At 69.1% G+C, this 26054-nt stretch carries 26 protein-coding genes and 2 pseudogenes; 13 read left to right on the forward strand and 15 right to left on the reverse strand.

The window, feature by feature from the left end; genetic code table 11:
- Positions 1 to 126 precede the first annotated feature (126 nt).
- The 4 genes from CLT72_RS10790 to CLT72_RS10805 all read left to right on the forward strand — a co-directional run bounded on the left by CLT72_RS10790 (position 127) and on the right by CLT72_RS10805 (position 5785).
- Positions 127 to 333: a heavy-metal-associated domain-containing protein gene (locus tag CLT72_RS10790; RefSeq protein ID WP_101411298.1), complete on the forward strand. Its 207-nt coding sequence runs from the start codon at positions 127 to 129 to the stop codon at positions 331 to 333.
- A gap of 239 nt (positions 334 to 572) precedes the next feature.
- Positions 573 to 1328 carry a hypothetical protein gene (locus CLT72_RS10795; protein ID WP_486484228.1) on the forward strand — a complete coding sequence of 252 codons (756 nt, stop codon included), beginning with the start codon at positions 573 to 575 and terminating at the stop codon, positions 1326 to 1328.
- 12 nt (positions 1329 to 1340) lie between these two features.
- Positions 1341 to 3605 (forward strand): heavy metal translocating P-type ATPase, encoded by a 2265-nt coding sequence (locus CLT72_RS10800; RefSeq protein ID WP_101411302.1) that lies wholly within the window; start codon positions 1341 to 1343, stop codon positions 3603 to 3605.
- A 794-nt stretch (positions 3606 to 4399) separates the two neighbouring features.
- Positions 4400 to 5785: an MFS transporter gene (locus tag CLT72_RS10805; RefSeq protein ID WP_486484229.1), complete on the forward strand. Its 1386-nt coding sequence runs from the start codon at positions 4400 to 4402 to the stop codon at positions 5783 to 5785.
- A gap of 377 nt (positions 5786 to 6162) precedes the next feature.
- Here the strand turns inward: CLT72_RS10805 and CLT72_RS32710 are convergent, their stop codons facing one another.
- The 4 genes and pseudogenes from CLT72_RS32710 to CLT72_RS10820 form a co-directional block, all read right to left on the reverse strand.
- Positions 6163 to 6321, reverse strand: a complete 159-nt coding sequence (locus CLT72_RS32710; protein ID WP_486484230.1) for a hypothetical protein — start codon at positions 6319 to 6321, stop codon at positions 6163 to 6165.
- Positions 6318 to 6998, reverse strand: coding sequence for an HAD-IC family P-type ATPase (locus tag CLT72_RS32715; RefSeq protein ID WP_486484231.1), 681 nt, complete (start codon positions 6996 to 6998; stop codon positions 6318 to 6320). The genes CLT72_RS32710 and CLT72_RS32715 overlap by 4 nt, the downstream gene beginning before the upstream one ends.
- Positions 6999 to 7068: 70 nt before the next feature.
- Positions 7069 to 7452 (reverse strand): annotated as a pseudogene (locus CLT72_RS32720) (HAD family hydrolase); the annotation flags it as partial.
- Positions 7453 to 7738: 286 nt separating this feature from the next.
- Positions 7739 to 9163 carry an MFS transporter gene (locus CLT72_RS10820; RefSeq protein WP_101415088.1) on the reverse strand — a complete coding sequence of 475 codons (1425 nt, stop codon included), beginning with the start codon at positions 9161 to 9163 and terminating at the stop codon, positions 7739 to 7741.
- A gap of 180 nt (positions 9164 to 9343) precedes the next feature.
- Here CLT72_RS10820 and CLT72_RS10825 point away from each other — a divergent pair, with 180 nt between their 5' ends.
- Both CLT72_RS10825 and CLT72_RS10835 read left to right on the forward strand, forming a co-directional pair.
- On the forward strand, positions 9344 to 9628 hold the full coding sequence (locus CLT72_RS10825) for a metal-sensitive transcriptional regulator (protein WP_199184548.1): 285 nt from the start codon (positions 9344 to 9346) through the stop codon (positions 9626 to 9628).
- 630 nt (positions 9629 to 10258) lie between these two features.
- Positions 10259 to 11425, forward strand: coding sequence for an MFS transporter (locus CLT72_RS10835; protein ID WP_101411310.1), 1167 nt, complete (start codon positions 10259 to 10261; stop codon positions 11423 to 11425).
- Between the two features lie 130 nt (positions 11426 to 11555).
- Here CLT72_RS10835 and CLT72_RS10840 read toward each other — a convergent pair whose 3' ends face one another.
- The 6 genes and pseudogenes from CLT72_RS10840 to CLT72_RS10855 all read right to left on the reverse strand — a co-directional run bounded on the left by CLT72_RS10840 (position 11556) and on the right by CLT72_RS10855 (position 14189).
- Positions 11556 to 11723, reverse strand: a complete 168-nt coding sequence (locus CLT72_RS10840; RefSeq protein WP_486484371.1) for a LuxR C-terminal-related transcriptional regulator — start codon at positions 11721 to 11723, stop codon at positions 11556 to 11558.
- Positions 11651 to 11905 carry a hypothetical protein gene (locus CLT72_RS32725; protein WP_486484232.1) on the reverse strand — a complete coding sequence of 85 codons (255 nt, stop codon included), beginning with the start codon at positions 11903 to 11905 and terminating at the stop codon, positions 11651 to 11653. The genes CLT72_RS10840 and CLT72_RS32725 overlap by 73 nt, the downstream gene beginning before the upstream one ends.
- Before the next feature lie 19 nt (positions 11906 to 11924).
- The gene (locus CLT72_RS10845) at positions 11925 to 12218 is read right to left on the reverse strand and encodes a hypothetical protein (RefSeq protein WP_101411314.1); all 294 of its coding nucleotides are present in this window, start codon (positions 12216 to 12218) and stop codon (positions 11925 to 11927) included.
- 174 nt (positions 12219 to 12392) lie between these two features.
- Positions 12393 to 12722, reverse strand: a complete 330-nt coding sequence (locus tag CLT72_RS32730; protein ID WP_486484233.1) for a hypothetical protein — start codon at positions 12720 to 12722, stop codon at positions 12393 to 12395.
- A gap of 165 nt (positions 12723 to 12887) precedes the next feature.
- Positions 12888 to 12962 (reverse strand): annotated as a pseudogene (locus tag CLT72_RS32735) (ion channel); the annotation flags it as partial.
- Positions 12963 to 13625: 663 nt separating this feature from the next.
- Complete coding sequence (locus tag CLT72_RS10855; protein WP_101411316.1) at positions 13626 to 14189, reverse strand: TetR/AcrR family transcriptional regulator; 564 nt, start codon at positions 14187 to 14189, stop codon at positions 13626 to 13628.
- A 212-nt stretch (positions 14190 to 14401) separates the two neighbouring features.
- Between CLT72_RS10855 and CLT72_RS10860 the strand changes: the two genes are divergently transcribed.
- From CLT72_RS10860 to CLT72_RS10870, 3 genes are all read left to right on the forward strand, one after another.
- Entirely contained in the window at positions 14402 to 14701 is a 300-nt protein-coding gene (locus CLT72_RS10860; protein WP_088981155.1) for a transposase, read from the forward strand.
- Positions 14698 to 15588 carry an IS3 family transposase gene (locus tag CLT72_RS10865; protein WP_101409310.1) on the forward strand — a complete coding sequence of 297 codons (891 nt, stop codon included), beginning with the start codon at positions 14698 to 14700 and terminating at the stop codon, positions 15586 to 15588. The genes CLT72_RS10860 and CLT72_RS10865 overlap by 4 nt, the downstream gene beginning before the upstream one ends.
- 261 nt (positions 15589 to 15849) lie before the next feature.
- On the forward strand, positions 15850 to 16407 hold the full coding sequence (locus CLT72_RS10870; RefSeq protein WP_101415089.1) for a DUF2269 domain-containing protein: 558 nt from the start codon (positions 15850 to 15852) through the stop codon (positions 16405 to 16407).
- A 242-nt stretch (positions 16408 to 16649) separates the two neighbouring features.
- On the opposite strand, the gene CLT72_RS10875 is transcribed toward CLT72_RS10870, so the two are convergent.
- The gene (locus CLT72_RS10875; protein ID WP_101415090.1) at positions 16650 to 17057 is read right to left on the reverse strand and encodes a four-helix bundle copper-binding protein; all 408 of its coding nucleotides are present in this window, start codon (positions 17055 to 17057) and stop codon (positions 16650 to 16652) included.
- Between the two features lie 838 nt (positions 17058 to 17895).
- Here CLT72_RS10875 and CLT72_RS31895 point away from each other — a divergent pair.
- Entirely contained in the window at positions 17896 to 18435 is a 540-nt protein-coding gene (locus CLT72_RS31895; RefSeq protein ID WP_158242015.1) for a DUF305 domain-containing protein, read from the forward strand.
- Positions 18436 to 18580: 145 nt separating this feature from the next.
- Here the strand turns inward: CLT72_RS31895 and CLT72_RS10885 are convergent, their stop codons facing one another.
- The 3 genes from CLT72_RS10885 to CLT72_RS10895 are packed head-to-tail and all read right to left on the reverse strand — an operon-like array spanning position 18581 to position 22092.
- Positions 18581 to 20836, reverse strand: coding sequence for a heavy metal translocating P-type ATPase (locus CLT72_RS10885; protein WP_101411320.1), 2256 nt, complete (start codon positions 20834 to 20836; stop codon positions 18581 to 18583).
- 9 nt (positions 20837 to 20845) lie between these two features.
- Positions 20846 to 21844: a hypothetical protein gene (locus CLT72_RS10890; RefSeq protein WP_101411322.1), complete on the reverse strand. Its 999-nt coding sequence runs from the start codon at positions 21842 to 21844 to the stop codon at positions 20846 to 20848.
- A gap of 38 nt (positions 21845 to 21882) precedes the next feature.
- Positions 21883 to 22092: a cation transporter gene (locus CLT72_RS10895; RefSeq protein ID WP_101411324.1), complete on the reverse strand. Its 210-nt coding sequence runs from the start codon at positions 22090 to 22092 to the stop codon at positions 21883 to 21885.
- A 152-nt stretch (positions 22093 to 22244) separates the two neighbouring features.
- Between CLT72_RS10895 and CLT72_RS10900 the strand changes: the two genes are divergently transcribed.
- Entirely contained in the window at positions 22245 to 22547 is a 303-nt protein-coding gene (locus CLT72_RS10900) for a metal-sensitive transcriptional regulator (RefSeq protein WP_101411326.1), read from the forward strand.
- Positions 22548 to 22859: 312 nt separating this feature from the next.
- The gene (locus tag CLT72_RS10905) at positions 22860 to 23165 is read left to right on the forward strand and encodes a glutaredoxin domain-containing protein (protein WP_101411328.1); all 306 of its coding nucleotides are present in this window, start codon (positions 22860 to 22862) and stop codon (positions 23163 to 23165) included.
- Here the strand turns inward: CLT72_RS10905 and CLT72_RS10910 are convergent.
- A complete protein-coding gene (locus CLT72_RS10910; RefSeq protein ID WP_486484234.1) occupies positions 23144 to 24235 on the reverse strand; it encodes an IS630 family transposase in 1092 nt (363 codons plus the stop codon). The two genes, CLT72_RS10905 and CLT72_RS10910, sit on opposite strands and share 22 nt — an antisense overlap.
- Positions 24236 to 24958: 723 nt before the next feature.
- Here CLT72_RS10910 and CLT72_RS10915 point away from each other — a divergent pair.
- Entirely contained in the window at positions 24959 to 26050 is a 1092-nt protein-coding gene (locus CLT72_RS10915; protein ID WP_486484234.1) for an IS630 family transposase, read from the forward strand.
- The last annotated feature ends 4 nt before the right edge of the window (positions 26051 to 26054 follow it).

Consider the following 26054-nt stretch of genomic DNA (forward strand, 5'->3'; position numbering starts at 1 on the left):
GTGGCCTCGATCACCGAACTCGATACTTGATACCCCTAGGGGGTATGGGTAACCTATCGGCATCGGGCGGACGCCTCGGGCCGCTGATCAACGAGTTTTATCGGAATCGATAGAAGGACGGTAGTCATGCAGGCCAAGACCTACACCGTGATCGGCATGACGTGCTCTCACTGCGTCAACTCGGTCGGGTCGGAGATCGGCAAGATCCCCGGCGTCACGGACGTTCAGGTGGACCTGGCCAACGGCACCGCGACCGTCACCAGCGATCGGCCGCTGGACGACGCGGCGGTCGCCGCGGCGGTCGACGAGGCCGGCTACGAACTGGGAAGGTAGTCATGCGAACTTCGATAAGGCTGGGCGCGTGCGCGCTGGGTTTGGCGGCGGTGTTCACGGCTGCCCTCGGGGCCGGAAATGTGGCCGGGCCGGCCCCGGCCGCGCCGGCGTCACACGACGACGTTCATACCGGCGGCAACGCTGATGCCGGGAAGCACGGCGCTACCGGGGAGCACGGCGCGGGTGGGCAGCTGCCGGCCGGCCTGCAGGTGACCCAGGATGGTTACCGGCTCGCGCCGGTGTCCGGGACCCTGGCCACTGGTACGCCTGAGGAGTTCCGCTTCCGAGTGCTGGGCCCGGACAGCGCCCCGGTCACCCGGTATGTGACCAGCCACGACAAGGACCTGCACCTGATCGTGGTGCGCCGGGACCTGTCCGGCTTCCAGCACCTACATCCGACGCTGGCTACCGACGGCACCTGGTCGGTGCCGATCGCGGTCGCCGCGCCCGGGCAGTACCGGGTATTCGCCGACTTCCAGCCGCACGGGCGCGCCGACGGGCTGACCCTCGGTGTGGACGTGCCAGCGCCCGGGGACTACCGCCCGGAGTCGCTGCCGGCCCCGGCCCGCACCGCGACCGTCGACGGCTACACCGTCACCCTTGACGGCGACCTCACGCCAGGCGCGTCCTCGACGCTGACCCTGTCGGTCAACAAGGACGGGCGGCCGGTGACCGACTTGGAGCCGTACCTCGGCGCCTACGGGCACCTGGTGGCGTTGCGCGACGGTGATTCGGCGTACCTGCACGTGCACCCCGACGGCACGCCCGGCGACGGACGTACGGTAGCCGGGCCGCAGGTCACCTTCCACACCGAGGTCCCGTCCGCCGGCGCCTACCGGTTGTTCCTGGACTTTCAGCACGGGGGGAAGGTCCGCACCGTCGCGTTCACCGCGGTGGCCGGACAGGCCGGCCCGGCCGGAACCGCGTCGAGTGCCGCCACACCGGCGCCCACCACGTCCGCCGGCCACGGCGGGCCGGGCCACACCCACGGGTAAGGAGACAACGACATGACATCCGTCGGTAACCGATTGCAGGTGGCACCGAATCAGATCGAACTGTCGATCGGGGGGATGACCTGCGCCTCCTGCGCCTCTCGCATCGAGAAGAAGCTCAACCGCATGGACGGGGTCACCGCCACGGTCAACTACGCCACCGAAAAGGCGAGCGTGACCTTCCCCGACGGCCTGACGCCGGCCGACCTGATCACGACGGTGGAGAAGACCGGCTACACCGCCCGGTTGCCAACGCCGCCCCAGCCGCCCGGCGAGGGACCCGTCGAGGCGACGCCTGCGGTCGATAAGTTGAGCGGGCTACGGACCCGGCTATGGGTGTCGCTGGCGCTGTCCGTGCCGGTGGTCGCGATGGCGATGGTGCCAGCGCTGCAGTTCACGAACTGGCAGTGGCTGTCCCTGACCCTCGCCGCACCCGTCGTGGTGTGGGGGGCGCTGCCGTTCCACAAGGCCGCGTGGACGAACCTGCGCCACGGTGCGGCCACCATGGACACCTTGATCTCGATGGGCACCCTGGCGGCGTTCGCCTGGTCGCTGTGGGCGCTGTTCTTCGGCACCGCCGGCACGCCGGGCATGACGCACCCGTTCAGCCTCGACATCGGCCCCAGCGACGGGGCGGGCAACATCTACCTGGAGGCCGCCGCCGGTGTCACGACGTTCATCCTCGCCGGCCGGTACTTCGAGGCCCGGTCCAAGCGCCGCGCCGGCGCGGCGCTGCGGGCCCTGCTAGAACTCGGCGCCAAGGACGTCGCGGTGCTTCGTGACGGGGTGGAGACCCGCGTGCCGGTCGTCGAACTGACGGTGGGAGACCGGTTCGTCGTACGTCCAGGAGAAAAGATCGCCACCGACGGCGTGGTCGAGGAAGGCGCCTCCGCGGTCGACGCCAGCATGCTGACCGGCGAGTCCGTCCCCGTCGAGGTCGGCCCCAGTGACGCGGTGGTCGGGGCGACGGTCAACGCCGGCGGCCGCCTGGTGGTACGGGCAACCCGGGTCGGCGCCGACACGCAGCTGGCCCAAATGGCCAAGCTGGTTGAGCAGGCGCAGACCGGCAAGGCGGCCGTACAGCGCCTGGCCGACCGCATCTCCGGCGTATTCGTCCCGATCGTGATCGCCCTCGCGGCGGGCACCCTGGGCTGGTGGATTGGCGCCGACGCCGGGCTGACTGCCGCGTTCACCGCCGCGGTCGCGGTCCTGATCATCGCCTGCCCGTGCGCCCTCGGCCTGGCCACCCCGACCGCCCTGCTGGTCGGCACCGGCCGCGGCGCCCAGCTCGGCATTCTGATCAAGGGGCCTGAGGTGCTGGAGTCGACGCGCAGGATCGACACGGTGGTGCTGGACAAGACCGGCACCGTCACCACCGGCCAGATGACCCTCGTCGACGCCATCGCCGTGGAAGGGCAGGGCAGCGACGAACTGGTACGCCTCGCTGGAGCCGTCGAGGAAGCCTCGGAGCACCCGATCGCGCAGGCAATCGCCCGCGCCGCCACCGAGCAGCACGGCACGCTGCCGCAGGTGTCCGACTTCGGCAACCTGGAAGGCCTCGGCGTACGCGGCACCGTCGACGGTCACGACATGCTCGTCGGCCGGCTGCGGCTGCTCAGCGAACAGGGCTGGCAGGTGCCGGTCGACATCGAGCGGGCCACCGCCGCTGCCGAGGCGGCCGGGCGGACCGCGATCGTAGTCGGCTGGGACGGCACTGCACGGGGAGTGCTGGCCGTTGCGGACGTGGTCAAACCCACCAGCAAGGAGGCGATCGCAAAGCTCCGTGCGCTCGGGATGACCCCGGTGCTGCTCACCGGCGACAACACCACCGTCGCCCGAACAGTGGCCGCCGAGGTCGGCATCGACCAAGTCATCGCCGAGGTGCTGCCCGCCGACAAGGTCGACGCGGTCAAGCGGCTCCAAGCAGAGGGCAAGGTCGTGGCAATGGTTGGCGACGGAGTCAACGACGCCGCTGCCCTGGCCCAGGCCGACCTCGGTCTTGCCATGGGCACCGGCACCGACGTGGCGATCGAGGCGTCCGACCTGACCCTGGTCCGGGGCGACCTGATGGCCGCCGTGGACGCGATCCGGCTCTCCCGCCGCACCCTGCGAACCATCAAGAGCAACTTGTTCTGGGCCTTCGCCTACAACGTCGCCGCCCTGCCACTGGCGGCAGCCGGGCTACTCAACCCCATGATCGCCGGCGCCGCGATGGCCTTCTCCTCGGTCTTCGTCGTCGCCAACAGCCTACGACTGCGCCGCTTCACCACCGTCCAGTAACAACAGAACCACCGCCCCGCGCCGCTGCCACCCGCCGAGGTGGCAGCGGCGCGGGACCGACGGCAGATATCGGGACAGCGCCTCCCACTCGACGTCAGACAACTCGTAACGACGACCCCACGCGCTACATCATCCGACACCAAGATCCTTGAAGACATTGCCTAGGACGACCGGACGCACGGCGGCCGGCCGGACCGGGTCATTCATGTCCAGCCACGGCGACGACGCAGCACCTCGGGACGATGAAACCGGTCGTTGGGCGGCCGGATGACCGGCCGGAATCGGCTTAGGCGCACGGCGAGCTCATCAGCGAAGGCGATCTCGCCTGCCGCATCCGGGCGCGGTAGTGGTTGCCCCTGGTCAAAGGCATAACCGTGATGGCAAAGACAGGATTCGAGACAACTCACGGTCGGCGGTGGTGTCGATGCACCACGGCGTGGCCCTTGCCGCGCCGGATCAGCGCCATCCGCCACCTCCAGGTGTTCGAAGCTGCTATCTGTACAGGTAGACGTCCCTCGGCTGATGCAAAACACCTGACCTGGCTGCGCCCAGGCCCTGGATATCGGCCTCTGACACTGATCTTCTTGGTGCGCCTTGTCACATGCGCCCCGGTTGGCTGGGATACCGGGGGGAGGTATACATTTTGATACCCGGGCCGGGTATCTGCTGGAGCGCGGGTTGGCGACTGGCTGGCCGCGTGAAGCGAACCCGAAGGCCGGACCGGGCTTCCCGGGTAGCGGCTGGCGCACGAAGGAGACGTTGTGACTACGAGTCCCGGACAACGTGGCGGGTTGGTGCCGCTGCTGGTGATTGCGACCGCGCAGTTGATGTTGGTGCTCGATGACTCGATCGTGAACATCGCGTTGCCGACCATCCAGCGCGAGCTGGGCGTGGCGGCGGTGCACCTGCCGTGGGTCGTCAACGCCTACATCCTCGCGTTCGGAGCGCTGCTCCTGCTCGGCGGACGCATCGGTGACCTGTGGGGACGCCGTCGGACGCTGCAGGTCGGAATCGCCGTCTTCGTGATCGCCTCACTCGTCGGTGGCCTCGGGCAGAACGCAACCATGCTCATCGCGGCCCGCGCCGTGCAGGGCCTCGGAGCGGCACTGACGGCACCGAACGCTCTGGCACTGATCGCCACGACCTTCTCTGACCGCAAGATGCGCGACAGCGCCTTGTCGCTCTACGGCGCGATGTCCGGTCTCGGCATCGTCGTCGGGTTGCTCCTCGGCGGCCTTCTCACCGATACCCTCGGCTGGCGGTGGGTGTTCTTCATCAACATCCCCATCGGTCTACTCGTGCTCATCGGCAGCCGCACCCTCGTCACCGCCGACCGTCACACAAAACGCCTCGGCGTCACCGGCGCCACACTCGGCACGGGCGGAATGGTCGCGCTCGTATACGCGATCACACGGTTCGGCGAGGACGGATTCACCGACCCCATCGCACTGCTCCTCCTGGGCGCGGCCGCGGTGTTGCTCGTCGTCTTCACGCTCACCCAGGCTCGCAGCCGCAACCCCTTGATGCCGCTGAGCTTGTTCCGGGACCGCAACCGTTCGGGCTCCTATCTGACGATGCTGCTGCTTGCCATCGGCCCGATGGGATCCTTCTACGTCATCACCCTCTACCTTCAGCAGGTACAGCAGTTCAGCCCCCTCCAGGCCGGCGCAGCATGGCTGCCGTTCGCCGCCGGGCTCGTCCTCGGCGCCGGGACCGCCCCGAAACTCCTGCTACGAGTCGCGCCACGCCTCGTCGCCGCCGTCGGCGCGCTGCTAAGCGCCGCGGCCGCATTCTGGTTCTCTGCGATCACCGTCGACACCAGCTACTGGCTGCACCTAGCACCGGCGATGTTCGTCCTCGCGCTCGGCTTCGGACTCGGCGTCCTCACGCTCACCCAAGCCGCGGTCTACCGCGTCGACCCGGACAAGGCCGGCATCGCATCAGCCCTACTCAACTCCGCCCAGCAAATCGGCGTCGCCCTCGGCCTCGCCGTCCTCGCCGGAATCGCCGCCACCGTCACCGCCAGCCCACAAAACGCCGGCCTGAACACCGCGGAAGCCCTCGTCGCTGGGTACGGCACCGCGCTGACCGTGGCCACAGGCCTCCTCGTCGCCGCCGGTGCACTCGCACTTGTCACCCTCAGCGCCAGACCGCCTGCCGAACTCGTCCAGCCCCGCTGACGACACCAGACCTACCTGCGCCAGCTCGACGCCGACGGTTACCGCCCGCTGCGCCTGGACACCGCCACCCCTAACCGCCGCGGATACGCCCCCTCCCGGGGTGTGGTTGGCCGGTCGCGGCGGCGTGGCCGGGGTCAGGGCAGTTGCTGGCGGACCCGGCGGGCCGGGGTGATGACGTGGAGGTCGAGCATGCCGGGCGGGTCGGCCAGGCCGGGGCCGCCCGCGTGGATCCAGGCGGCGATGTCGTCGGCAGCGCCGGGGGCCTTGACCAGGCCGAGCCATACCGGCCGGCCGCCGGCCCGGCGCCCTTCGGGGGAGGGTTGTACGACTATGACGTTGGCGTGCTCGCACGCGTCGAGGCAGCCGCTGACACGGACCTACGCCGACCCGGCCAGCGCCTGACGCAGCTCGGCCAGCTGGGCGGCGTGGTCGATACCGGGCACCTTGCCGGTGCCGCAGCAGCAGCCCCGGCACACGGTGACCGTGCAGCCAGGTGCCGTGTCGCGGCCGGTCGCGGGGCGGGAACGGCGGCTCACAACGCGGCACCGGCACCGGCGCTCGCACCGGCGGTGGCGCGGCGCCAGGCCCGGCCCGACAGCAGCCGGAGCCCGTTGAGGCCCACGATGACGGTGGAGCCTTCGTGCCCGGCCACGCCGAGCGGCAGGGGTAGGTGGCTGAACAGGTCCCAGGCGACCAGTACGGTGATGAAGGTGCCAGCAATGACCAGGTTGGCCACGACCAGGCGGCGGGCGCGGCGGGATAGGGCGATGACCGCGGGCAGGGCGGTCAGGTCGTCGCGGACCAGGACAGCGTCGGCGCTGTGCAAGGCCAGGTCGGAGCCTCGCCCGCCCATCGCGACACCCAGGTCAGCAGCGGTCAGGGCAGGGGCGTCGTTGACGCCGTCACCGACCAGAAGCACCCGCCGGCCACCGGCTTGCAGGGCGCGCACGTGGTCGACCTTGTCGGCCGGCAGCAACCCGGCATGCACGTCGCTGATGTCGGCCTCGGCGGCAAGGCGGGCCGCGGCGCCGGGGTTGTCGCCGGTGAGCAGCACCGGCCGGGCACCGGTCAGCTGCGTCAGTGTGGACACGGTGGCGGTGGCGGCGGGGCGAATGCGGTCGGCCAGCGCCACGACACCGGCCGGGACCCCGTCGACGAGCACAACCACGGCGGTGTGCCCGGCGGCCTGCGCGCTCTGCGTGGTGGCGCGCACCTGCGACACCCGCGTCGGCGTTGCCGGTCACGGTGTCGAGCAGGATCGGGCTGCCGACCTGCACGAGACGCCCGTCGACGACGGCGCGCACGCCGCGGTCCGGGGCGGAGTCGAAGTTGTCGGCGGCGAGCAGGGCAAGGCCGCGCTCGCGGGCGGCGGCCACCATCGCGGCGGCAATGGGATGCTCGCTGGGGTGTTCGGCCGCGCCGGCCAGGCGCAGCAGGTCCTCGTCGGGGAGCGTGCCGGCCGGGTGGATCTCGGCGACTCGAGGGGTGCCCTCGGTCAGGGTGCCGGTCTTGTCGAACGCGACCACCCCGGTGTCGGCGAGCTGTTCCATCACCACGGCCGACTTGACCAGCACGCCATGCCGGCCTGCCAGGGCGATCGCAGACAGCAGCGGCGGCATCGTCGCGAGCACGACCGCGCACGGCGACGCGACGATCATGAAGGTCATCGCCCGCAGCAGCGTGGATTGCAGGTCCGCGCTGAACAGCAGCGGCACGGTGAACAGGGCCAGGGTCGCGACCACGACACCGACCGAGTAGCGCTGCTCGACCTTCTCGATGAACAGCTGGGTCTTGGCTTTGCTCGCCGCGGCTGACGGCGCGTCAGGCCGAGGTCGCCCAGCAGCGCACACCGTGGTGTGTCGTTCGCCCCTGCGCCTGCACGTGTTCGATCGGCTGGCCTGAGGGTGGCCAGCCGACCGAACGTGCTGCGGGTGTCGGGTTGGTTCGCTGAGGTCAGCCGATCGGGGTTGGCTGGGCCTCGGCGGCGGTTTCCTGCCGGGTGGTGGTGCGCAGGGTGAGCGCGGCGAGCACCGCACCCAGCGCGGCGATGGCGGCTGCGCCGAGGAAGGCTGCGGAGAACCCGTCGGTGAGGGCGGGCCGATTCCCGAGCTGGTCGGCGCCGAACGACGCGGCCACCGCGGTCATCGCCGCCAGGCCGAGCGCGGACCCGACCTGGTAGCTGGTGTTGACGATCCCGGAGGCGAGGCCGCCCTCTTCCTGACGGGCGCTGGAGATCGCCGTGCCCAGGGAGGGGATGAAGGCCAGTGACATGCCCAGTGCGGCGACGAGGGAGGCGGGCAGGACGTCGACCCAGAAGTTGCCGTCGGGGCGGATCAGCGACAGCCACCCCATTCCGACGGCGAGGACGGCGAGCCCGGTGACCGTCATGGCCTTCGTACCGAACCGCGCGATCGCCCGTGGGGCGAGGACGATCATGCCGATCATGATCAGGATGGTCATGGGCAGCAGCGCGGCGCCGCTGGGGAAGGCGCTGTAGCCGAGGACCTGCTGCAGGTACAGGTTGAGGAAGAACCACATCGGGATCCACGCTCCACCGAGCAGTACCTGCGCCAGGTTCGCGGCACCGAGGTTCGGCGTACGGAAGATGGACAGCCGCATCAGCGGTTCACGGCGGGCGGCCTGGATGGCCAGGAACACCGCGAGCAGCGCTACCGCGCCGCCGAGCACCAGCCAGGTCCGGGCGCTGGCCCAGCCCACCTCCGGCGCCTGCACGATGGCGTAGACGGCGGCGGCCAGGCCGGTGGTGACGGTGAGCGCGCCGGCGATGTCGAGGGAGCCGCGGCTGGCGCCGCCGGCCGGCATCAACGCCGGGGTGGCGATGATGGCGAGCAGGGCGATCGGGATGTTGATGTAGAACACCCAGGGCCAGCTGACGTACTCGGTGATGACGCCGCCGAGGAAGACGCCGGCGGTGCCGCCCGCCGGTGCCGCTGCCCCGTACAGAGCGAGGGCTTTGGTCAGTTCCTTCGGCTCGGCGCCGAAGAGCATCATCAGCAGTGTCAGCGCCGACGGCGCGATCAGGGCGGCACCGACGCCCTGGGTGGCGCGGGCGGCCAGCTCGACGGCGACGCTGTCGGCGAGGCCGGCGGCGGCCGAACCGACCAGCAGGATCAGCCAGCCGGCGCTGAACACGCGCCGGGCGCCGAAGAGGTCCGACAGCCGACCGCCGAGCAGCAGCAGACCGCCGAAGGCCACGACGTAGGCGTTGAACACCCAGGAGAGGTTCTCTGGCGAGAAGCCGAGATCCGTCTGCATCCGAGGTAAGGCGACGCCGATGATCGAGGTGTCCATGATGACCATGAACTGAGCGAGCGCGATGAGGCCGAGAGCCCACCACCGCTTGGATCCGCGTGACATCTCCATCACTCCTCTTGCCCCTAGGGGGTATGGGTAACGCATGAAGGTGTACCCCCTATGGGTATCTTGTGTCAAGCGGTTCATCGCGCAATCTCCTGCGACGCCCCGAATTGGCGGGCCCCCTTGCCACGCATACCCCCCACAGGTATCTTGATGGCCCTGACGGAGAGGTGGGTAGGGATGAGCCACGGCTACATCAAGGACAAAGGCGATTACCTGCGGCGGCTTCGTCGCATCGAGGGACAGGTCCGCGGACTGCAGCGGATGGTCGACGAAGATGCTCACTGCATCGAGATCCTCACCCAGGTTTCGGCGGCGACGAAGGCGTTGGAGAGCGTCGCGCTTGGGCTGCTCGACGAGCACCTAGCCCATTGCGTTGTCTCGGCCGCCAAGGCCGGCGGCCCGGATCCTCAGGCCAGGCTGCGAGAGGCGTCTGATGCCATCGCCCGGCTTGTCCGCTCCTGATCCCGCCCGCCAACATCCATCGGGGTCGGTCGCAGGGAGAGACTCGTGTGCCCAGCGGAGCCATCTGCGGCCTCACCACCGCCGACAGTGACGCCGCATGCGGCTCGGCACCGTCACCAGCGAATCACGCTGGAGACCGCCGACGTCCGCACCGCCGTCGAACTGGCCAGTCACCAGCTTGTCAGCTGACCGGCCTGCCGCGTCCGCCGAGGTCACCCACAGCCACGGCGGACGAGGCGGCCCCATCCGGTATCGCATCCTCACACCGCAGGGAGACCGACATGACGGGTGAAGGCCCTGAGCGGTACGACGGCAGCCGGGTTCACCCGATGGCCGGTGGCACCGCATGGTGTCCCAACGCCCGCCGCAGCGGAGCGCGCTGCTCGAGCCGCCAACGTCACCTGTCACTACGTCGACCTCGACGAGGACAAGGCCGCGACAAAGCTCGTTCGGCAGCTGCAACGCGGACACCGCCGCGATCCCCACGCTGATGCGGCCGGACGGGACCTACCTAATCGAGCCCACCGACGAGGACTGGTGCGCCCACGTCCTCGCACGGGCGGGCGCACCCGACATCCTCACCGGCTGACCGCTCCACGCAGTCCGGTGACCAGACGGAGGAGAATCATCATGACCCACGTCGTCCGCCGACCCGGACTAGCCAACGGAATCTGGATCGCCGTACTGCTCACCCTCGTGCACGCCGTCAACGACGTGCTCACCGCCATCCTCGGCGCGCTACTACCCACCCTCCAGCACCGTCTCACGGCGAACACCACCACCCTCGCGCTGCTGGTGGCTACATTCAGCATCAGCTCCTCGGTCACCCAGCCCTGGCTTGGCGCGCTGGCCGACCGGCTCGGGGCGCGTCGGGTCGCCGCCGCCGGGGTGGCCTTGGCCGCCGTCTCGCTCAGCCTCGTCGGCGTGGCCGGCACCGCTGCCCTGCTGGCCGTACTGCTCGCTCTCGGCGGGATCGGCTCCGCCGCCCTGCACCCTGTGGCAACCAGCATCGTCGGCGGTCCGACCAGCGCAAACCCAGGCCTGGCGATCGGCATGTTCACCGCCGGCGGCATGGCCGGATTCGCCACTGGCCCAGTGCTCATCCTCTACCTCGTCGGCGTGTACGGCATCGGCGTGAGCCCATGGCTTATGGTGCCGGGTCTGGTTCTCGCCGTCGCCCTGCTCACGCTGCTACCTGACTGGGAGCCGCACCGCACCGGAGCCACCTCTCCACGGATCACGCCACGCATCCTGAGGGGCCCGCTGGGCCCCCTCACCGCGACGGCCACGATCGCCAGCCTGGTCTTCCTCACCTTCACCAGCGCCGTACCGCTGTGGCTGGTATCCGAGCACGGCGTGGCCACCGACGCGCCGCTGCTCGGCTGGGTTCTCGCCGCGTTCTCCTTCTCCGCCGGACTTGGGGCCGTGGCCGGCGGCGCACTCGCCAATCGCCTCGGACATGCACGAACCACGAGCGTGTCGCTGCTGGCAGCCGTGATACCGCTGACCGCCGTGCTCGTGCTGCCGCCGGGCACCGCGACTCTGGTCGCGGCCAGCGCCGCAGGCGCCCTGCTCTACGCCAGTCAACCGCTGTTGGTCGTCGCCGCTCAGAACGCCCTCCCAAAGGCACCCGCAGCGGCCGCCGGCATCGTCCTGGGCGTCGGCACGGCGGCGGCGGGCGCGGCGTACCTCGCCGTCGGGGCCGTCCAGGACGTCGTCGGTCTCGCTCCCGCGATGGCGGCGACCTTCGCGCTGCTGGTGGCGGCTGCCGCGATCGGGCGGCGGGCGCTGCCCTGATCATGTGGCAGTAGTGCGGGCGTCAGCAGCGAGCCTGGTGGCGCCCGCCGCGGCTTGTACCGCGCTGAAGTCCTCTCGTCGTGTCGAGGAGGCCTTCCGGTCAGCTGCCCTGAACCCCATGTCGCCAAGGTCAGCTGTCAAGCCAGCCCAGCTTGGCGGCCCGCATGCCGGCCTGGAAGCGGCTGCCCGCTCCCAACAGAGTGGTGAGTTCACCCACGATTCGGGTCACAGTGCGGGTGGACACGCCGAGGCTTCGGGCGATCGCATCGTCTTTCGCGCCGCTGGCGAGTAGGCGCAGAACGGCCGCCTGCTGATCATTGAGCGAGGTATCGGCGAAGCGTGGGACGTCGTCGGGTTCGGACGCAATCGGAAGTCGTAGAGGGAGGCCACCAGGCGATGGCCGCGAACCACAACGGCACCGCTGCTCACGTCGAACGGATCGACCTGGACGATCGCGACCGCATGGTCGTAGATGACCATGCGCGTGGGACCACCGGCGCTACCCGGACATCCACACCCATGCGGCTCTCTCCTTGAGCCAGACCCATGCGGCTCTCTCCTTGAGCCAGCCGCGAAGGCCCGGTTCCGACAGCATGACCTGCGCGTGTACGGCGCGATCGCGAACCCCGTTGTCGAGGGTAACCCGATCCCGTTGAGAGAAGCTCTCGGGGAACGGGTAGCGCCAAACCGCAGGCGGGTGCATCTCCTGGACCTCCTGCGTGACCAACTCCGCGAACTCGTCGAACCGTTGGGCGAGTTTGGTCATGTGGTCACCGCGTTCGTAGAACTCCATTCGCGTGATCCGTCCGGCAGCGTGTGCCGCAGAGCCCGGCCGCCTCCGCACGTATGCGTTCGGGGCGACCCGGGCTGGCCGGGACGCCAAAAGGGCGTCTGGGCAGCAGCATCTACAACGGCTAAAACTTCCCGGGCATCGAATGCTGCACGGCCTTGGCTTACACGTTCGCTCTCAGCCCTTGTGACCGTGGTCCGTGGCGTAGGCAGCGAGGATCTCTTGGGCTGACTCACCCATGGTGACGAGGTACCGCCGAAGTACGGCGCAGAAGTCGTTCAAAGCTCCGGCGAGCAGGTCCGCCGCCAAGCGGACATCCGAGCGGGAAGACCGGCGTCCCACCTCGACCAGTTGAGGGATGTAGCCGGACACCGCAGCCATCGCCGAGCGGGAATCGGAGTCACGGAAGTAGTACGTCTCGCTGTACTCGGTCAGGTCGACCGTGACCTTGACGAGGCCGCGGGCAAGGCTATCCAGCAAGGACGCGGTATAGGGCGTCTCAGTCACGGACAGCCGAGGGGCTGTCTCGGCGTCACGGAGAAGGTGTAACCGTGATGCCACCGCGCGGCGGCGCGCCAGCGCTGGGTATATCTGCAGGAGCCAGGAGGACCGTAGCAGTGAGCAGGGCGAATCCGACAAGTGCCTGCAGCGCACGGCGGTGCGTAGCCACGGCGCCTGAGGAACGATGTCGCCGAAGCCCAGCGTGGCGCCGGTCACCAATGACAGGTACATCGAATCCAGTACGCCCGCACGTTCTGCGGGGGTTGAGCCCCGTGCCGTATACGAAACCTTCGGGCAAGTGGGGCAGGTATATGAGCGCCCATCCGGTCACCGATAGGGCGGTCCACGTCCCGATGACCGTGACGATTGCCAATGGCCCTACGAGGCCGGCGTGGCGGGGCGGGCAGCGGGCCAGCCTCCACATCGACTTCATGATCACAGTGGTGAGGCGTCCGCGACCGCCCGGGTGCCACAGCGTGTGGAAGACGTCGTTTAGGGCTGCGGCGACGAGCAGGACGCCCAGGACACTGATAAGCCGGTCCACCCGCAGCTCCTCCCCACCGACTGCGACCCCAGCGAGGCTGTCCAACAAGAGGTGCCGTCGTCCGGAACGCCCAGGATTAACTTGTCGGCTACGCCCGGTTAGCCTGCTTATCGGCGGCTTGCCGCCTTGCCTCCCAATGTTCCTTGCCCATCGCCGCGCAGCCTGACTATTCCAGGGGCCATGCACGCACTCCGCCAGACGGCAAAGCACTCCGCCGACACGAGAGTCGCCTGTTCCACGGGCTGCGGCGCGCTCCTCGCATGTCCGGGCGAGATGCCCGGTCGGACGGTTCCGGTGCCAAGTCGAAGTTGGCCGAAAGCGAGGCCGTACATCGCGCGGTACCGCAGGGAGAAGGCAGAGGGAAGCTAGGGCCGCAGCCCCGAGATCGTTGTGGCTACAAGCCGTTCGACGGCGGCTTTGGTCGATAGTTCGGTGGCTGCGTCCAGGGCGTGCAGGCAGTAGGCCGCTAGCTCGGTGGGCGGCACCTCACGGCGGACACGGCCAGCTGCGGCCGCTTCGGTCAGCAAGTCGGCGAGGAAGTCACACAGGTGCTTCCGTGCGTCAACCATGTGAGGGCCGTGGTGCAGTAGCGCCGCGAGTGGGTGGCCGCGGTGCTCGTATTGGATCGCGGCATAGGCGTGCAGCACGGCATGGAGGCGCCGCTCAGGACCGTCGGCGTTGAGGCCGACAGTGGTCAGGTGATGAAGGTGGCGGGTGACCTGGCGTTCATGCCACGCGATCATGACCGCCTCAACATCGGGAAAGTACTTGTACAGAGTCGCGCGCCCGATCCCCGCGGACTGGGCGACCTGCGTCATCGTCACCGACGCCAGTCCGTGCTGCGCCACGAGACGAGCTGCCGCATCGAGGATGGCGGCGTGCACCGTCCGGCGGTGCTCCTCGATCGTGTCGTTCCACAGCTTCGGCACTGTTGCAGCATACGAGGTGGGCGTGGCACGTCATGCTGTCTTGGCACTATGCAATGTGTCTTGCAAAATGCTGGGGGCGGTCGTTGAGGTGCGAGGAGGTTCCATGACTGAAGGAAGGCCGGACGGTCGCGACAAGCCGGACAGCCCCACCCAGAGAGCGGCGTGCCCTTCCCCTCGTAGCGTGGAGGCCAGAGCTTGAGGGATAGAGGTTCATGGCTGAGACGAGACGCCAGTTCGATCCGGAGTTCCGGGCGGGCGCGGTGCGCATCGTGCGCGAGACGGGCAAGTCAATCGCTCAGGTCGCCCGCGACCTGGGGATCAACAGCGGGACCCTGGCGAACTGGGTGAAGAGGGACCGCGAGACTCGCGGTGAGGCCGCTGCTGGGCAGCTGGCAGAGGACGAGCGGGCGGAGCTGGCACGGTTGCGGCGGGAGAACGCGGAGCTGGCGATGGAGCGTGATGTCCTCAAGCGATCCGTGGTCCTGTGGGTCAAGGAAGCGACGGGCCGGTGAGCGTGGCCGCCTTCATCGCTTCCCAGAGGACCGAGCACGACGTGCCGCACGCGCTAGCCTGCCGGGCCCTGGGGGTGTCCGAGTCATGGTTCTACAAGTGGCGTGACCGGCCGCCAACGCGCCGCGATGACCGGCGTGCTCGATTGTCGGCCGCGGTCCAGAAGGTGTTCGACGACTCGGGTGGCACCTACGGCAGCCCGCGCATCGGCATCGAGCTGCGCGAGTCCGGCTGGCAGGTCTCCGACAACACGATCGCGCAGCTCATGGCCGAGCTGGGCTTGGCCGCCCGGGTCAAGCGCCGCCGGCGGGGCCTGACCCGCCAAGGTAAGCGTCCGGCCGCACCGGACCTCATCAAGCGGGTGTTCACCGCGCCGGCGCCGGATGTCGCCTGGTGCGGCGACATGACCGAGATCCGCACCGACGAGGGCAAGCTCTACCTGGCCACCGTCATCGACCTGTACTCCCGTCGCATCCTCGGCTACGCGATGGGCGCCCATCACGACGCCGGGCTGGTCGTCGCCGCGCTGAACATGGCCGCCGTCACCCGCGGCGGCTGCGTGGACGGGGTGATCTTCCACAGCGACAGGGGCAGCGAGTACACCTCGGCCGACTTCGACCGGGCCTGTGCCCGGTGGAAGGTACGCCAGTCGATGGGCCGGGTCGGGTCGTGCTTCGACAACGCCGTCGCCGAGGCCACCTTCTCCACCATCAAGGTCGAGTACGTCCACCGCCGTCACTTCCGTACCCGTACCGAGGCACGCCTGAAGATCGCCACCTGGATCACCGACTTCTACAACCGGCGCCGCCGGCACTCCGTCTGCGACTGGCGATCCCCCATCGACTACGAACGATCAGAGACCCGCGCCCTGGAGGCCCAGGCCGCATAACGGAGCCCTCCACGATTCCAGGGGATTGACAGCGGGTGTGGTACCAGAGGATCGGGCCGCCGCAGGGCCAGCGGCTGCGCCCAGTGGGGCACCCCGCTGGTTCAAGGTGTTGGCAGTCGTTGGTGCGGTGTTCCTATTACTGGTGATAGCGCTGCTTCTTACCGGTCACGGGCCGAGCCGGCACATGCACAGTAGTGCCGCTGCTAACGCCTTCCACGGCTCGCCGACGGCCGGTGACAGCGAGCACGGGGAGTGCTGGCCATGCGGATGAGTCCGCTTTGGCGCAAGGTCGCCTTGGTGGCGCATGTCGGGTGTTCGGTGGGCTGGCTGGGCGCCGTCCTGACGTCCTTGGTCCTCGCCGTGGCGGGGCTGAGCACCCGTGACACCGAGGTGATGAGGGGCGCTTACCTGCTGCTGGAGGTAGTCGGCTGGTATGCCCTTATCCCGCTGGGCCTGGCCTCGCTGCTGACTGGCCTAGTCCAGGCTCTGGGCACGAGGTGGGGGCTGTTCCGGCACTACTGGATCATCGCGAAGTTTACGATGAACCTCGTCGCGGTCGGTGTGCTGCTGCTGTATATGCAGACCCTGGCCTACTTGGCGGACCTCGCCAGTAGCCCCGCCTTCCCCGCAGACGTCGACCGCTTGAACGGCCTGTCTCCAGTCGTGCACGCCGCAGCGGCGGTGGCGCTTCTGCTCACGGCGCTGACGCTGTCCGTGCTCAAGCCCCGAGGTCTCACCGCGTACGGGCAACGCAGAGTCGCATCGATGACCCGCGGTGACGGCACCATGAGCGCGAGGCGGGTCAAAGTCGTGCCGTAGCCATGCCGGCGAGTCTCAATGTGAGCTCGGAACGTATCCGATAGGCCGTACGTCATGAGTCAAGTCAACTTGGGTTGGCCGGACGCGTGGCCGCTGGATTCTCGGCTGAACCAGTTCGGACTGCGTCGACTTCCGGGAAACAGGGCCACGAAGAGTGCGACGTTAATGACCGCATCAACGCGACTCCCGAAGGAACAGACACCGCTTGACGCCTCGGCGGCACGAGGTGCCTGAGCGGGAAATTAGCCCATCGCAGTCAACAATTGCTGACACTTCTCCGCGCAGCCCCGGCAAGCCTCTGCACACACCCGACAGTGCTCATGCATCTCGGCGTGCCGCTCGCACTCGTCGGCGCAGGACTGGCAGGCCGTCAGACAAGCTTGCACGACTGCACGGGTGAGGTTCGCGTCGTAGCCGGTATGGCGAGACAGAACCCGCGTGGTGGTCTCGCAGATGTCGGCGCAGTCTAGGTTGGTGCGTACGCACTTGACGAGCCGTTGCACGACGTCCTCGCTGAGGCAGGCGTCAGCACACGCCGTGCAGGCCTGGGCGCATTCGATGCACGCCTCGATACACCTGCTGAGGGCATCGCGATCGATGTCCCCGAGATCCTTGGGGTAGGTGTTCAACATGTTCTCGACCGTGCCCATCCAGCCCCTCGCTTTCATGTTTGCACTGCTGCTTGATGGGTCCTACCCATTCCTGCCGCCTACTAACGACCAGTAGTAGAAATTTGACCGGACCCGTGTAACGTCCGGTGATGCGATCAGCATGCACAGCGCGGACCTGTCCTGGGTGGTGTACGTCGGGCGGACCGGCTTGCTAGGCAGGTGGCAGCCGAAGTGTGGGCGGAGCGTTCGGCATGGAGAGGTGCGCGGGGGTGAGGCCACCCGGTTACCGCTTGCTGATCAATGCTGTGGTGGCTCTGCTCATGGGCGTTGCGGGCGCGACGAGCGTTTACTACGCCAGCTGCTGCCGAGCCGCCGCCGGCGGAGATTGAACGGCAGCCCGACCCGGTGTGGGAGAAGCTCGAGCCAGTCATCGAGCAATACAACAAGATTCACTCGGAGCTGCTGACCGACGGGCGCAGGTCCGCGGCGCTGCAGAAGAGGATTGCGCCACTGCAACCGCACTAGCCATCCGCGAGCGTTACAGAGTCGGTAGCTGCTACCTGGGGTTCCGCACCTACGTTTGACCATGTTGGCAGGGATGTCTTCTCCGGCTGCCGGTATCCGGCCTGGGGGCTCACCGCCTCCGGGTTTACCGGTGCCGAACCAGCTCGCCCAGCCGGACGACCCTCTTGTTTCCCAGCAGGCGGGCACAGCCACGTTAGAGCAGCGGCGGGAAGGGAATGCGCTGCCGCCCGAAGCCCTGCTATCCGCGGCCGCTGCTTGCCGCTTTCGAACTAATCCTTTGTCTAGGCCCCTTGCTGGTCATTTGGAGGCATGCATGAGCAAGAGACGGTTCCGACTCGTAGGGTCAGGTGCGTTGGTCGCACTGGCCATTGCCGTCGGGGGATGCGGCGACGGAGTGCCGGTCACCGCAGCCGTCGCGACAGCCAGTCCGAGCACGCCGGTTCCGGCAGCGTCCGGGCACGGATCGGCCATGTTCGCGGCAATGATGGTCTCCCACCACGAGGAGGGCACCGAGCTCGCCCAGCTGGCGGTGAACAAGGCATCCACGCCCGGAGTAAAGGCGGCGGCTGAGCGCTCATTGCGTAACCAGCAGGCTCAGCTGCCTGAGCTCCGACGGGTCGCCCAGGGCGGGAACATGACCGCGCAGCCGCCGGAACCGCCGCTGGCGAGATTCAACGAGCAGGAGATGAGCGAACTGCAGGCCCTGTCCGGCAAGGAGTTCGACCTTGCGTGGTTGGACGCGTTCAGTGCTCACCACATGTCGGCGATCATGATGGCGGACATGGAGTTGTCCACCGGTAGCGGCGAGGCGGCTGATCTGGCGAGAAAGATCCACGATGAGCAACTCCAGGACATTACGGAAATGAACAACCTTCGCGATCAGCTGCGATGACGTACCTGTCTGCCGGGGTTCTCTGTCGATTCGTCGACTCAGGGCTCGCGACGCTGAACGAAATGTCCAGAGAGCTGCTACAGCCCTGACTCGAAGCCATGTCAAGGCGCACCTGCCGTGGCAGGTGCGCCTTGACGTGCGGTCTCTAGCTGACGGCGCGGAAGCCCCGCAGCCGGAGGCTGTTGGCGACCACGAAGACCGAGGAGAAGGCCATCGCGGCGCCGGCGATCATCGGGTTCAGCAGGCCGGCGGCGGCCAGCGGCAGGGCCGCCACGTTGTAGGCGAACGCCCAGAACAGGTTGCCCTTGATGATGCCGAGGGTGCGCCGGGCGAGCCGGATCGCGTCCACGGCGGCCATCAGGTCGCCCCGCACCAGGGTCAGGTCGGACGCCTCGATCGCCACGTCCGTGCCGGAACCCATCGCCAGGCCGAGGTCCGCCTGGGCCAGCGCGGCGGCGTCGTTGACCCCGTCACCGACCATCGCCACCGTCCGCCCCTCGCCCTGGAGCCGCCGCACGACGTCGACCTTGTCGGCGGGCAGCACCTCGGCGACCACCTCGTCGATGCCCAACTCGGCGGCCACCGCCCGGGCGACCGTCGTGTTGTCGCCGGTCAGCAGCACCGGCGTCAGGCCGAGCGCGCGCAGCTGCGCGATCGCCGCCCGGCTCGTCGGGCGGACCACGTCGGCCACCGCGAGGACGCCCCGGGCCCGACCGTCCCAGCCGGCCAGCACCGCCGTCCGCCCCTCGGCCTCCGCCGTGGCCGCCGCCCGCGCGACCTCCTCCGGTACGTCGAGACCGTGCTCGCGCAGCAGCCGGGGCCGGCCGATCAGCACCTCCCGGTCCTCGACGGTCCCGCTCACCCCGAGCCCCTCGGCGTTGACGAAGCCGGCCACCGGCGGCAGCGTGCCCGCCTCGGCCGCGCCGGCGGCGATGGCCCGGGCGATGGGGTGCTCGGAGGCGGACTCCAACGCCCCGGCGAGCCGCAGCAGCTCCGCGCGGTCCTCGCCGGTCGCCGGTACCACGTCCACCAGGGTCATCCGACCGGTGGTGACGGTGCCGGTCTTGTCCAGCACGACCGTGTCCACCTGCTTCGTGGACTCCAGCACCTCCGGCCCCTTGATCAGGACGCCGAGCTGCGCGCCCCGGCCGGTGCCGACCAGCAGGGCGGTCGGCGTGGCCAGCCCGAGGGCGCACGGGCAGGCGATGATCAGCACCGCCACGGCGGCGGTGAACGCGGCGGTGGCGCCCGACCCGCTGCCGAGCCACCAACCGAGGGTGCCCACCGCGAGGGCGATCACGATCGGCACGAAGACGCCGGAGATCCGGTCGGCCAACCGCTGCACCGCCGCCTTGCCGGTCTGCGCCTGCTCGACCAGCCGGGCCATCTGGGCCAGTTGGGTGTCGCCGCCGATCCGGGTGGCGGTGACCACCAGCCGGCCGCCCGCGTTGACGGTCGCGCCGACCACGGAGTCGCCCGGGCCGACCTCGACCGGGACCGACTCGCCGGTGAGCATGCTGGCGTCGACCGCCGAGGTGCCCTCGTCGACCACGCCGTCCGTGGCGATCTTCTCCCCGGGCCGGACCACGAACCGGTCCCCCACCACGAGCTGGTCCACCGGGATCCGGGTCTCCGTGCCGCCCCGCAGCACCGCGACCTCCTTGGCGCCCAGCTCCAGCAGGGCGCGCAGGGCCGCGCCGGCGGTCCGCTTCGCCCGCGCCTCGAAGTAGCGGCCGGCGAGGATGAACACGGTCACCCCGGCCGCCGCCTCCAGGTAGATGTTGCCGGCGCCGTCGGAGCGGCTGATCGCGAGGCTGAACGGGTGGGTCATCCCCGGCGTGCCCGCGGTGCCGAGGAAGAGGGCCCAGACCGACCAGCCGAACGCGGCCAGGGTGCCGAGCGAGACCAGGGTGTCCATGGTCGCCGCGCCGTGCCGCAGGTTGATCCAGGCCGCCCGATGGAAGGGCAGCCCGCCGTAGACCACGACCGGGGCGGCCAGGGTCAGCGACAGCCACTGCCAGAAGTCGAACTGCCAGGCGGGCACCATCGCCAGCGCGATCACCGGCACGGTGAGCAGGGCCGAGACCCACAGCCGGGTACGCAGGACGCGCAGCTCGTCCACCGGCTCGGCGGCCGGTGCGTCTCCGGCGGACCGGGGCGGGGGCGGCAGGGCCGCCGTGTAGCCGGTCTTCTCCACCGTGGCGATCAGGTCGTCCGGGGTGACCTCGTCGGCGTACCGGACGGTGGCCTTCTCCGTGGCGTAGTTGACGGTGGCGGTCACCCCGTCCATCCGGTTCAGCTTCTTCTCGATCCGGGAGGCGCAGGAGGCACAGGTCATCCCGCCGATCGCCAGCTCGATCTGGTTCGGCGCGTACGCCAGGGGCTTGCTGCTGATCGTCATCACGGTCCCTCAGTCGTGCCCGTGACCGGGGACGCCGTGGCCGGCGTCGGCGGTCGGGGAGCTCGTGGCGGCGGGCGTGCCCGCCGTCGGGGTGCCTGTCGTGGCCGGGACACCCGGCGCGGTCGGGCTGCCGGCGACGACGGTGAATTCGGCGGTACGCACGACGCCGCCGTGCTTGAAGTCCAGGTAGAGCCGGTAGGCGCCGGCCGACGGCACCTCGGCCGAGAAGCTCACCTCGGGGCCGGGCCGCGTCCGCCCGTCACCGGGCTCGCCGTTGGGGTGCACGTGCAGGTACGCCAGGTCGCCCTGGCGCAGCGCCACCAGGTGGCCGTACGCGCCCAGGTAGGGCTCCAGGTCGGTGACCGGCGCGCCGCCGCGGCTCACGCTCAGGGTCAGCTCGGCGGTGCGGCCGGGCTGCGGAGCGCCGGCGAGCGTGACGGTGTAGCCGTCGACCGTGGTGCTGGTCGCCGGCGCGGGCAGGGGGTGCCCGGTCAGCGCGCCGGGGACGGTCACGTCGACGCCGAGGGTCAGCGCCTCGCCCCCGGTCGGGGTGAAGTCGGCGAACGCCCGCCACACGCCGGGCCCGGCGAGCGGCGAGTCGACCCGCCAGGTGCCGTCCGGCGCCATCTCCGGGTGCACGTGCCGGAAGCCGGAGAGATCGCGGCGGGCCACGATCAGGTGCATGCGCTTGTCGTGCGCCACGTCGTACGCGGTGACCGCCCGGCCGTCCGGGCCGGTGACCTGGAAGGCGAACTGCCCGGCCGGGGCGTCCACCGGACGCAGGGTGTACCCGCGGTCGGAGACGAGCAGGCCGCCGGGCAGGTGCGCCGTTGCTCCGTTGTCGCCCCCGTGTCCGGCCCCGCCGTCGTTGCCGTGCCCCCCGGTGGCGTCGTGCGGGGCTTCGGCGGGCGGCGCCACGGGGTCGGCCACCCGGCCGACCCCGTACGTCGCGCCGAACAACACCGCGAGGCCGAGGGCGAAACCGCTCAGCTTCGTCGCCGTGTTCATGTGACTGGCACCTCGGTTCTTCGGGTTGGTGGGGGCTGTCAGGCGTCGACGAGGTCGTAGCCGGCCTCGTCGACGGCGGCGCGTACGGCCGCGGGGTCCAACGGCGCCTCGCTGGTCACGGTGACCTGTCCGGTGGCCAGGTCGACCTGGACGTCGCTGACCCCCGCGATGGCGCTGATCTCGCTGCTGACCGAGTTGACGCAGTGTCCGCAGGTCATGCCCTTCACCTGGTACGTCGTGGTGGTCATGGAACGCTCCTCTCGCATTCTCTCAGCAGATACCCACCAGGGGTACCTGAAGGGCGAACACATCCCGATCGCCCAGTCAAACTAGTACCTGGAGGGGGTATGAACTCCTGATGACCGTAGCATACCCCCGAGGGGTAGGCTATCCTGGATTCATGACCGCACCCACGCCGACCCCGACCAGGGGATACACCGCCAGCAAGGACCAACTGCTCGCGCGGCTGCGCCGCGTCGAGGGACAGGTCCGTGGCATCGAGAAGATGGTCGACGACGACCGCTACTGCATCGACGTGCTCACCCAGATCTCCGCGATCCAGGCCGCCCTGGACAAGGTCGCCCTCGGCCTGCTCGACGGGCACGCCCGGCACTGCATGCACGAGGGGGCAGCCGATGGCCGGGCCGACGAGATGGCCACCGAGATGATGGCCGCCGTCGGCCGCCTCATGAAGCGCGGCTGATTCCTGACGTGACCTCGCCTGGTGCGGACGTTTGGCTGTAGGTGGCTGGCAGACTCATCCAGCCACCTACACCGTGTCCGGGAATGACCTGCGGGGCTGCGCCAAGTCCGTGAGCAGTCACAGCAGCGCCGGCGTCGGCATCACGCGCGTCGCCTCGCCCTGGAGACCGCCGACGTACGCAGCGCGGTCGAACGGGTCGGCCACCAGCTCGTCTGTTAACCCCATGGCCGGTCGTGTCCCTTCGAGTCGCAGGCGATACAACCGGCCGCACCCCTGCCGTCGCTCGTCATCATCACAGTCTCAGGAGCCGACATGACCGGTGTGAATCGTCCCGACCACCACCCCACCAGTCCCGGGCTCGTGGTCTACGGCACCGACTGGTGCCCCGACGTTCGGCGCAGCCGGTCAGTGCTCGACGCCGCTGGCGTCACCTACCACTACGTCGACCTCGACCAGGACAAAGCCGCCACCACACTCGTTCGGCGGCTGCAGCGGGGGCGCCGACGCATCCCCACGCTGCTATGGCCCGACGGCACCTTTCTGATCGAGCCCACGGATGAAGACCTGCGAAGTCACCTCACTCAGCTAGTGCCTCGTCATGCAGCCTTGAACGGGTAATCCGGGTGGCGGATCTTGGAGCCGGTGGCGAATCCGGATTTCGGTTTGGCGCGGTGGTTGCGCCAGCGGATGTAGTCGCCGATGGCGGAATCCTGCTCGGCGTGGCTGCGGTGGTCGGTGCCGTTGAGGGCGAAGTACCGCACGGCGGCGAACTCGGCCTCGATCCAGTTCAGCCAGGAGGCGTAGGTCGGCAGGAACACCAGCTCCACGCGGTTGGCCGCGCACCAGGCACGGACCTCGGGGTGCTTGTGTGGGGAGAAGTTGTCCACGACCAGATAGAGCCGCTGGTCGGGCCAGCGGCGACGCAGGGTCTTGAGGAAGCTCAGGAACTCGCGCCAGCGTTTGCGGTCACGGATGCGGTAATGCAGGCGCCCGGTGGCCAAGTCGAGGGCAGCGATCATGTGACGCACACCCTGGTCACGGGTGTACGTGGCCCTCAGCCGAACTGGTTGGCCCTGCGGGCGCCAGGCACGGCCGGGACGGGGTTGCAGGTTCAGTGGCCCGAACTCATCGACGCAGAGCACCCGCCCATCGGCCGGCGGGTGGTCGTAGAGGTCCAGGACCCGGCGCAGCTTGGTCGTGAAGTCCGGGTCTGTGCTGGCCTTCCACGTCTTGGCGGCCTGCCAGGACACGCCTCGCTCGTGCAGGATCCGCCGGATCGTCTCGACGCTGATCGCCGTCGCGTAGCCGGCGTCGATCAGGTAGTCGCGCAGCTTGGCCAGGGACCAGCAGGAGAACGGCCGGCCGAGGAAGCGGGGGTCGCACCGGGCGATGACGCAGATCCAGTCGCGGGTCTGTTCATCGATCCGTCTCGGTGCGCCCCCACTCCATTTTGGGTCCAGCGCGTCGAACCCCCGCTCGTTGAACGCGTGGATCACGTCCCGCACGTAGTCCTCAGTCACCTTCAACAGGTGAGCGATGTCCGGGGCCGGCTGGCCCTGGGCGGACATCAGCACCACGATCGCCCGGCGCAGCTTCACCGGGTCCTTCGCCGTCCGGGTGATCCGCTGCAACCGCTGACCCTCAGCCATCGACACCTGCCGGACGAACACCTCCGGGCGCCTGCCCACCGGCCACCACCTCCCACCGTGAACGATGAGAGACAGCCTGCCCGATCCGTCCTCAGAACCGACGGATTACACGATCAACGTTCAAAGACGAGGCACTAGAAGCAGAATCCGGCACTAACGAGCGGTGATGACCAGCCGGCCACGAACGTGCGGCGAGAACTACGTCGGGCGGCATGTCGTAACCGAGCCGACGTGGACTGCGGAGTCGGGCTCGCGGGGCGGGCTCTCGACAACGATGCACACGCCGAGCCGGTAAGTGGGTAGTTCACGCAGGACCAGCAGCTCCAGGGGTGGCCAGTCCGGTCCGGGTGAGCTTTCGATGGCGAGCGCGTCATCGACGGCAGTGCCTCCCTGCTCGATCCCCTCTCCGAAGCGGCGGAATGCCTCGCCGTCGTGAGCATCAGGTGTCACCGCAATGCCGTGGAGCCGCCCCTCCCGCGGGCGCTAAATCCGGAAGTCTTCAGCCTGTGATGGGGTAGCAGGCGGCCGGCTGCTGCGCCTGCCGCCTGCTGCGCCGCCAATCAGTCTCCTACCGCCGCCTCGGTGCGAAACATGGTGAGGCTCAGGCAACTCGCTTGGGATGGATGACGTGCGAGAGATTTCGGGAGGTGCATGGCAGCGGATCTAGTGCCTCGTCTTTGAACGTTGATCGTGTAATCCGTCGGTTCTGAGGACGGATCGGGCAGGCTGTCTCTCATCGTTCACGGTGGGAGGTGGTGGCCGGTGGGCAGGCGCCCGGAGGTGTTCGTCCGGCAGGTGTCGATGGCTGAGGGTCAGCGGTTGCAGCGGATCACCCGGACGGCGAAGGACCCGGTGAAGCTGCGCCGGGCGATCGTGGTGCTGATGTCCGCCCAGGGCCAGCCGGCCCCGGACATCGCTCACCTGTTGAAGGTGACTGAGGACTACGTGCGGGACGTGATCCACGCGTTCAACGAGCGGGGGTTCGACGCGCTGGACCCAAAATGGAGTGGGGGCGCACCGAGACGGATCGATGAACAGACCCGCGACTGGATCTGCGTCATCGCCCGGTGCGACCCCCGCTTCCTCGGCCGGCCGTTCTCCTGCTGGTCCCTGGCCAAGCTGCGCGACTACCTGATCGACGCCGGCTACGCGACGGCGATCAGCGTCGAGACGATCCGGCGGATCCTGCACGAGCGAGGCGTGTCCTGGCAGGCCGCCAAGACGTGGAAGGCCAGCACAGACCCGGACTTCACGACCAAGCTGCGCCGGGTCCTGGACCTCTACGACCACCCGCCGGCCGATGGGCGGGTGCTCTGCGTCGATGAGTTCGGGCCACTGAACCTGCAACCCCGTCCCGGCCGTGCCTGGCGCCCGCAGGGCCAACCAGTTCGGCTGAGGGCCACGTACACCCGTGACCAGGGTGTGCGTCACATGATCGCTGCCCTCGACTTGGCCACCGGGCGCCTGCATTACCGCATCCGTGACCGCAAACGCTGGCGCGAGTTCCTGAGCTTCCTCAAGACCCTGCGTCGCCGCTGGCCCGACCAGCGGCTCTATCTGGTCGTGGACAACTTCTCCCCACACAAGCACCCCGAGGTCCGTGCCTGGTGCGCGGCCAACCGCGTGGAGCTGGTGTTCCTGCCGACCTACGCCTCCTGGCTGAACTGGATCGAGGCCGAGTTCGCCGCCGTGCGGTACTTCGCCCTCAACGGCACCGACCACCGCAGCCACGCCGAGCAGGATTCCGCCATCGGCGACTACATCCGCTGGCGCAACCACCGCGCCAAACCGAAATCCGGATTCGCCACCGGCTCCAAGATCCGCCACCCGGATTACCCGTTCAAGGCTGCATGACGAG

The organism is Micromonospora sp. CNZ309, assembly GCF_002846525.1.

What these genes read in the sequence shown, in the direction of transcription:
- CLT72_RS10890 (WP_101411322.1), bottom strand. Translation starts at nt 21,844, where the DNA reads ATGAACACGGCGACGAAGCTGAGCGGTTTCGCCCTCGGCCTCGCGGTG.
- CLT72_RS10790 (WP_101411298.1), top strand. Translation starts at nt 127, where the DNA reads ATGCAGGCCAAGACCTACACCGTGATCGGCATGACGTGCTCTCACTGC.
- CLT72_RS10900 (WP_101411326.1), top strand. Translation starts at nt 22,245, where the DNA reads ATGACCGCACCCACGCCGACCCCGACCAGGGGATACACCGCCAGCAAG.
- CLT72_RS10800 (WP_101411302.1), top strand. Translation starts at nt 1,341, where the DNA reads ATGACATCCGTCGGTAACCGATTGCAGGTGGCACCGAATCAGATCGAA.
- CLT72_RS10845 (WP_101411314.1), bottom strand. Translation starts at nt 12,218, where the DNA reads ATGGAGTTCTACGAACGCGGTGACCACATGACCAAACTCGCCCAACGG.
- CLT72_RS10820 (WP_101415088.1), bottom strand. Translation starts at nt 9,163, where the DNA reads ATGTCACGCGGATCCAAGCGGTGGTGGGCTCTCGGCCTCATCGCGCTC.
- CLT72_RS10905 (WP_101411328.1), top strand. Translation starts at nt 22,860, where the DNA reads ATGACCGGTGTGAATCGTCCCGACCACCACCCCACCAGTCCCGGGCTC.
- CLT72_RS10870 (WP_101415089.1), top strand. Translation starts at nt 15,850, where the DNA reads ATGCGGATGAGTCCGCTTTGGCGCAAGGTCGCCTTGGTGGCGCATGTC.
- CLT72_RS10835 (WP_101411310.1), top strand. Translation starts at nt 10,259, where the DNA reads ATGACCCACGTCGTCCGCCGACCCGGACTAGCCAACGGAATCTGGATC.
- CLT72_RS32725 (WP_486484232.1), bottom strand. Translation starts at nt 11,905, where the DNA reads ATGGTCATCTACGACCATGCGGTCGCGATCGTCCAGGTCGATCCGTTC.
- CLT72_RS10895 (WP_101411324.1), bottom strand. Translation starts at nt 22,092, where the DNA reads ATGACCACCACGACGTACCAGGTGAAGGGCATGACCTGCGGACACTGC.
- CLT72_RS10885 (WP_101411320.1), bottom strand. Translation starts at nt 20,836, where the DNA reads ATGACGATCAGCAGCAAGCCCCTGGCGTACGCGCCGAACCAGATCGAG.
- CLT72_RS10825 (WP_199184548.1), top strand. Translation starts at nt 9,344, where the DNA reads ATGAGCCACGGCTACATCAAGGACAAAGGCGATTACCTGCGGCGGCTT.
- CLT72_RS10860 (WP_088981155.1), top strand. Translation starts at nt 14,402, where the DNA reads ATGGCTGAGACGAGACGCCAGTTCGATCCGGAGTTCCGGGCGGGCGCG.
- CLT72_RS10875 (WP_101415090.1), bottom strand. Translation starts at nt 17,057, where the DNA reads ATGGGCACGGTCGAGAACATGTTGAACACCTACCCCAAGGATCTCGGG.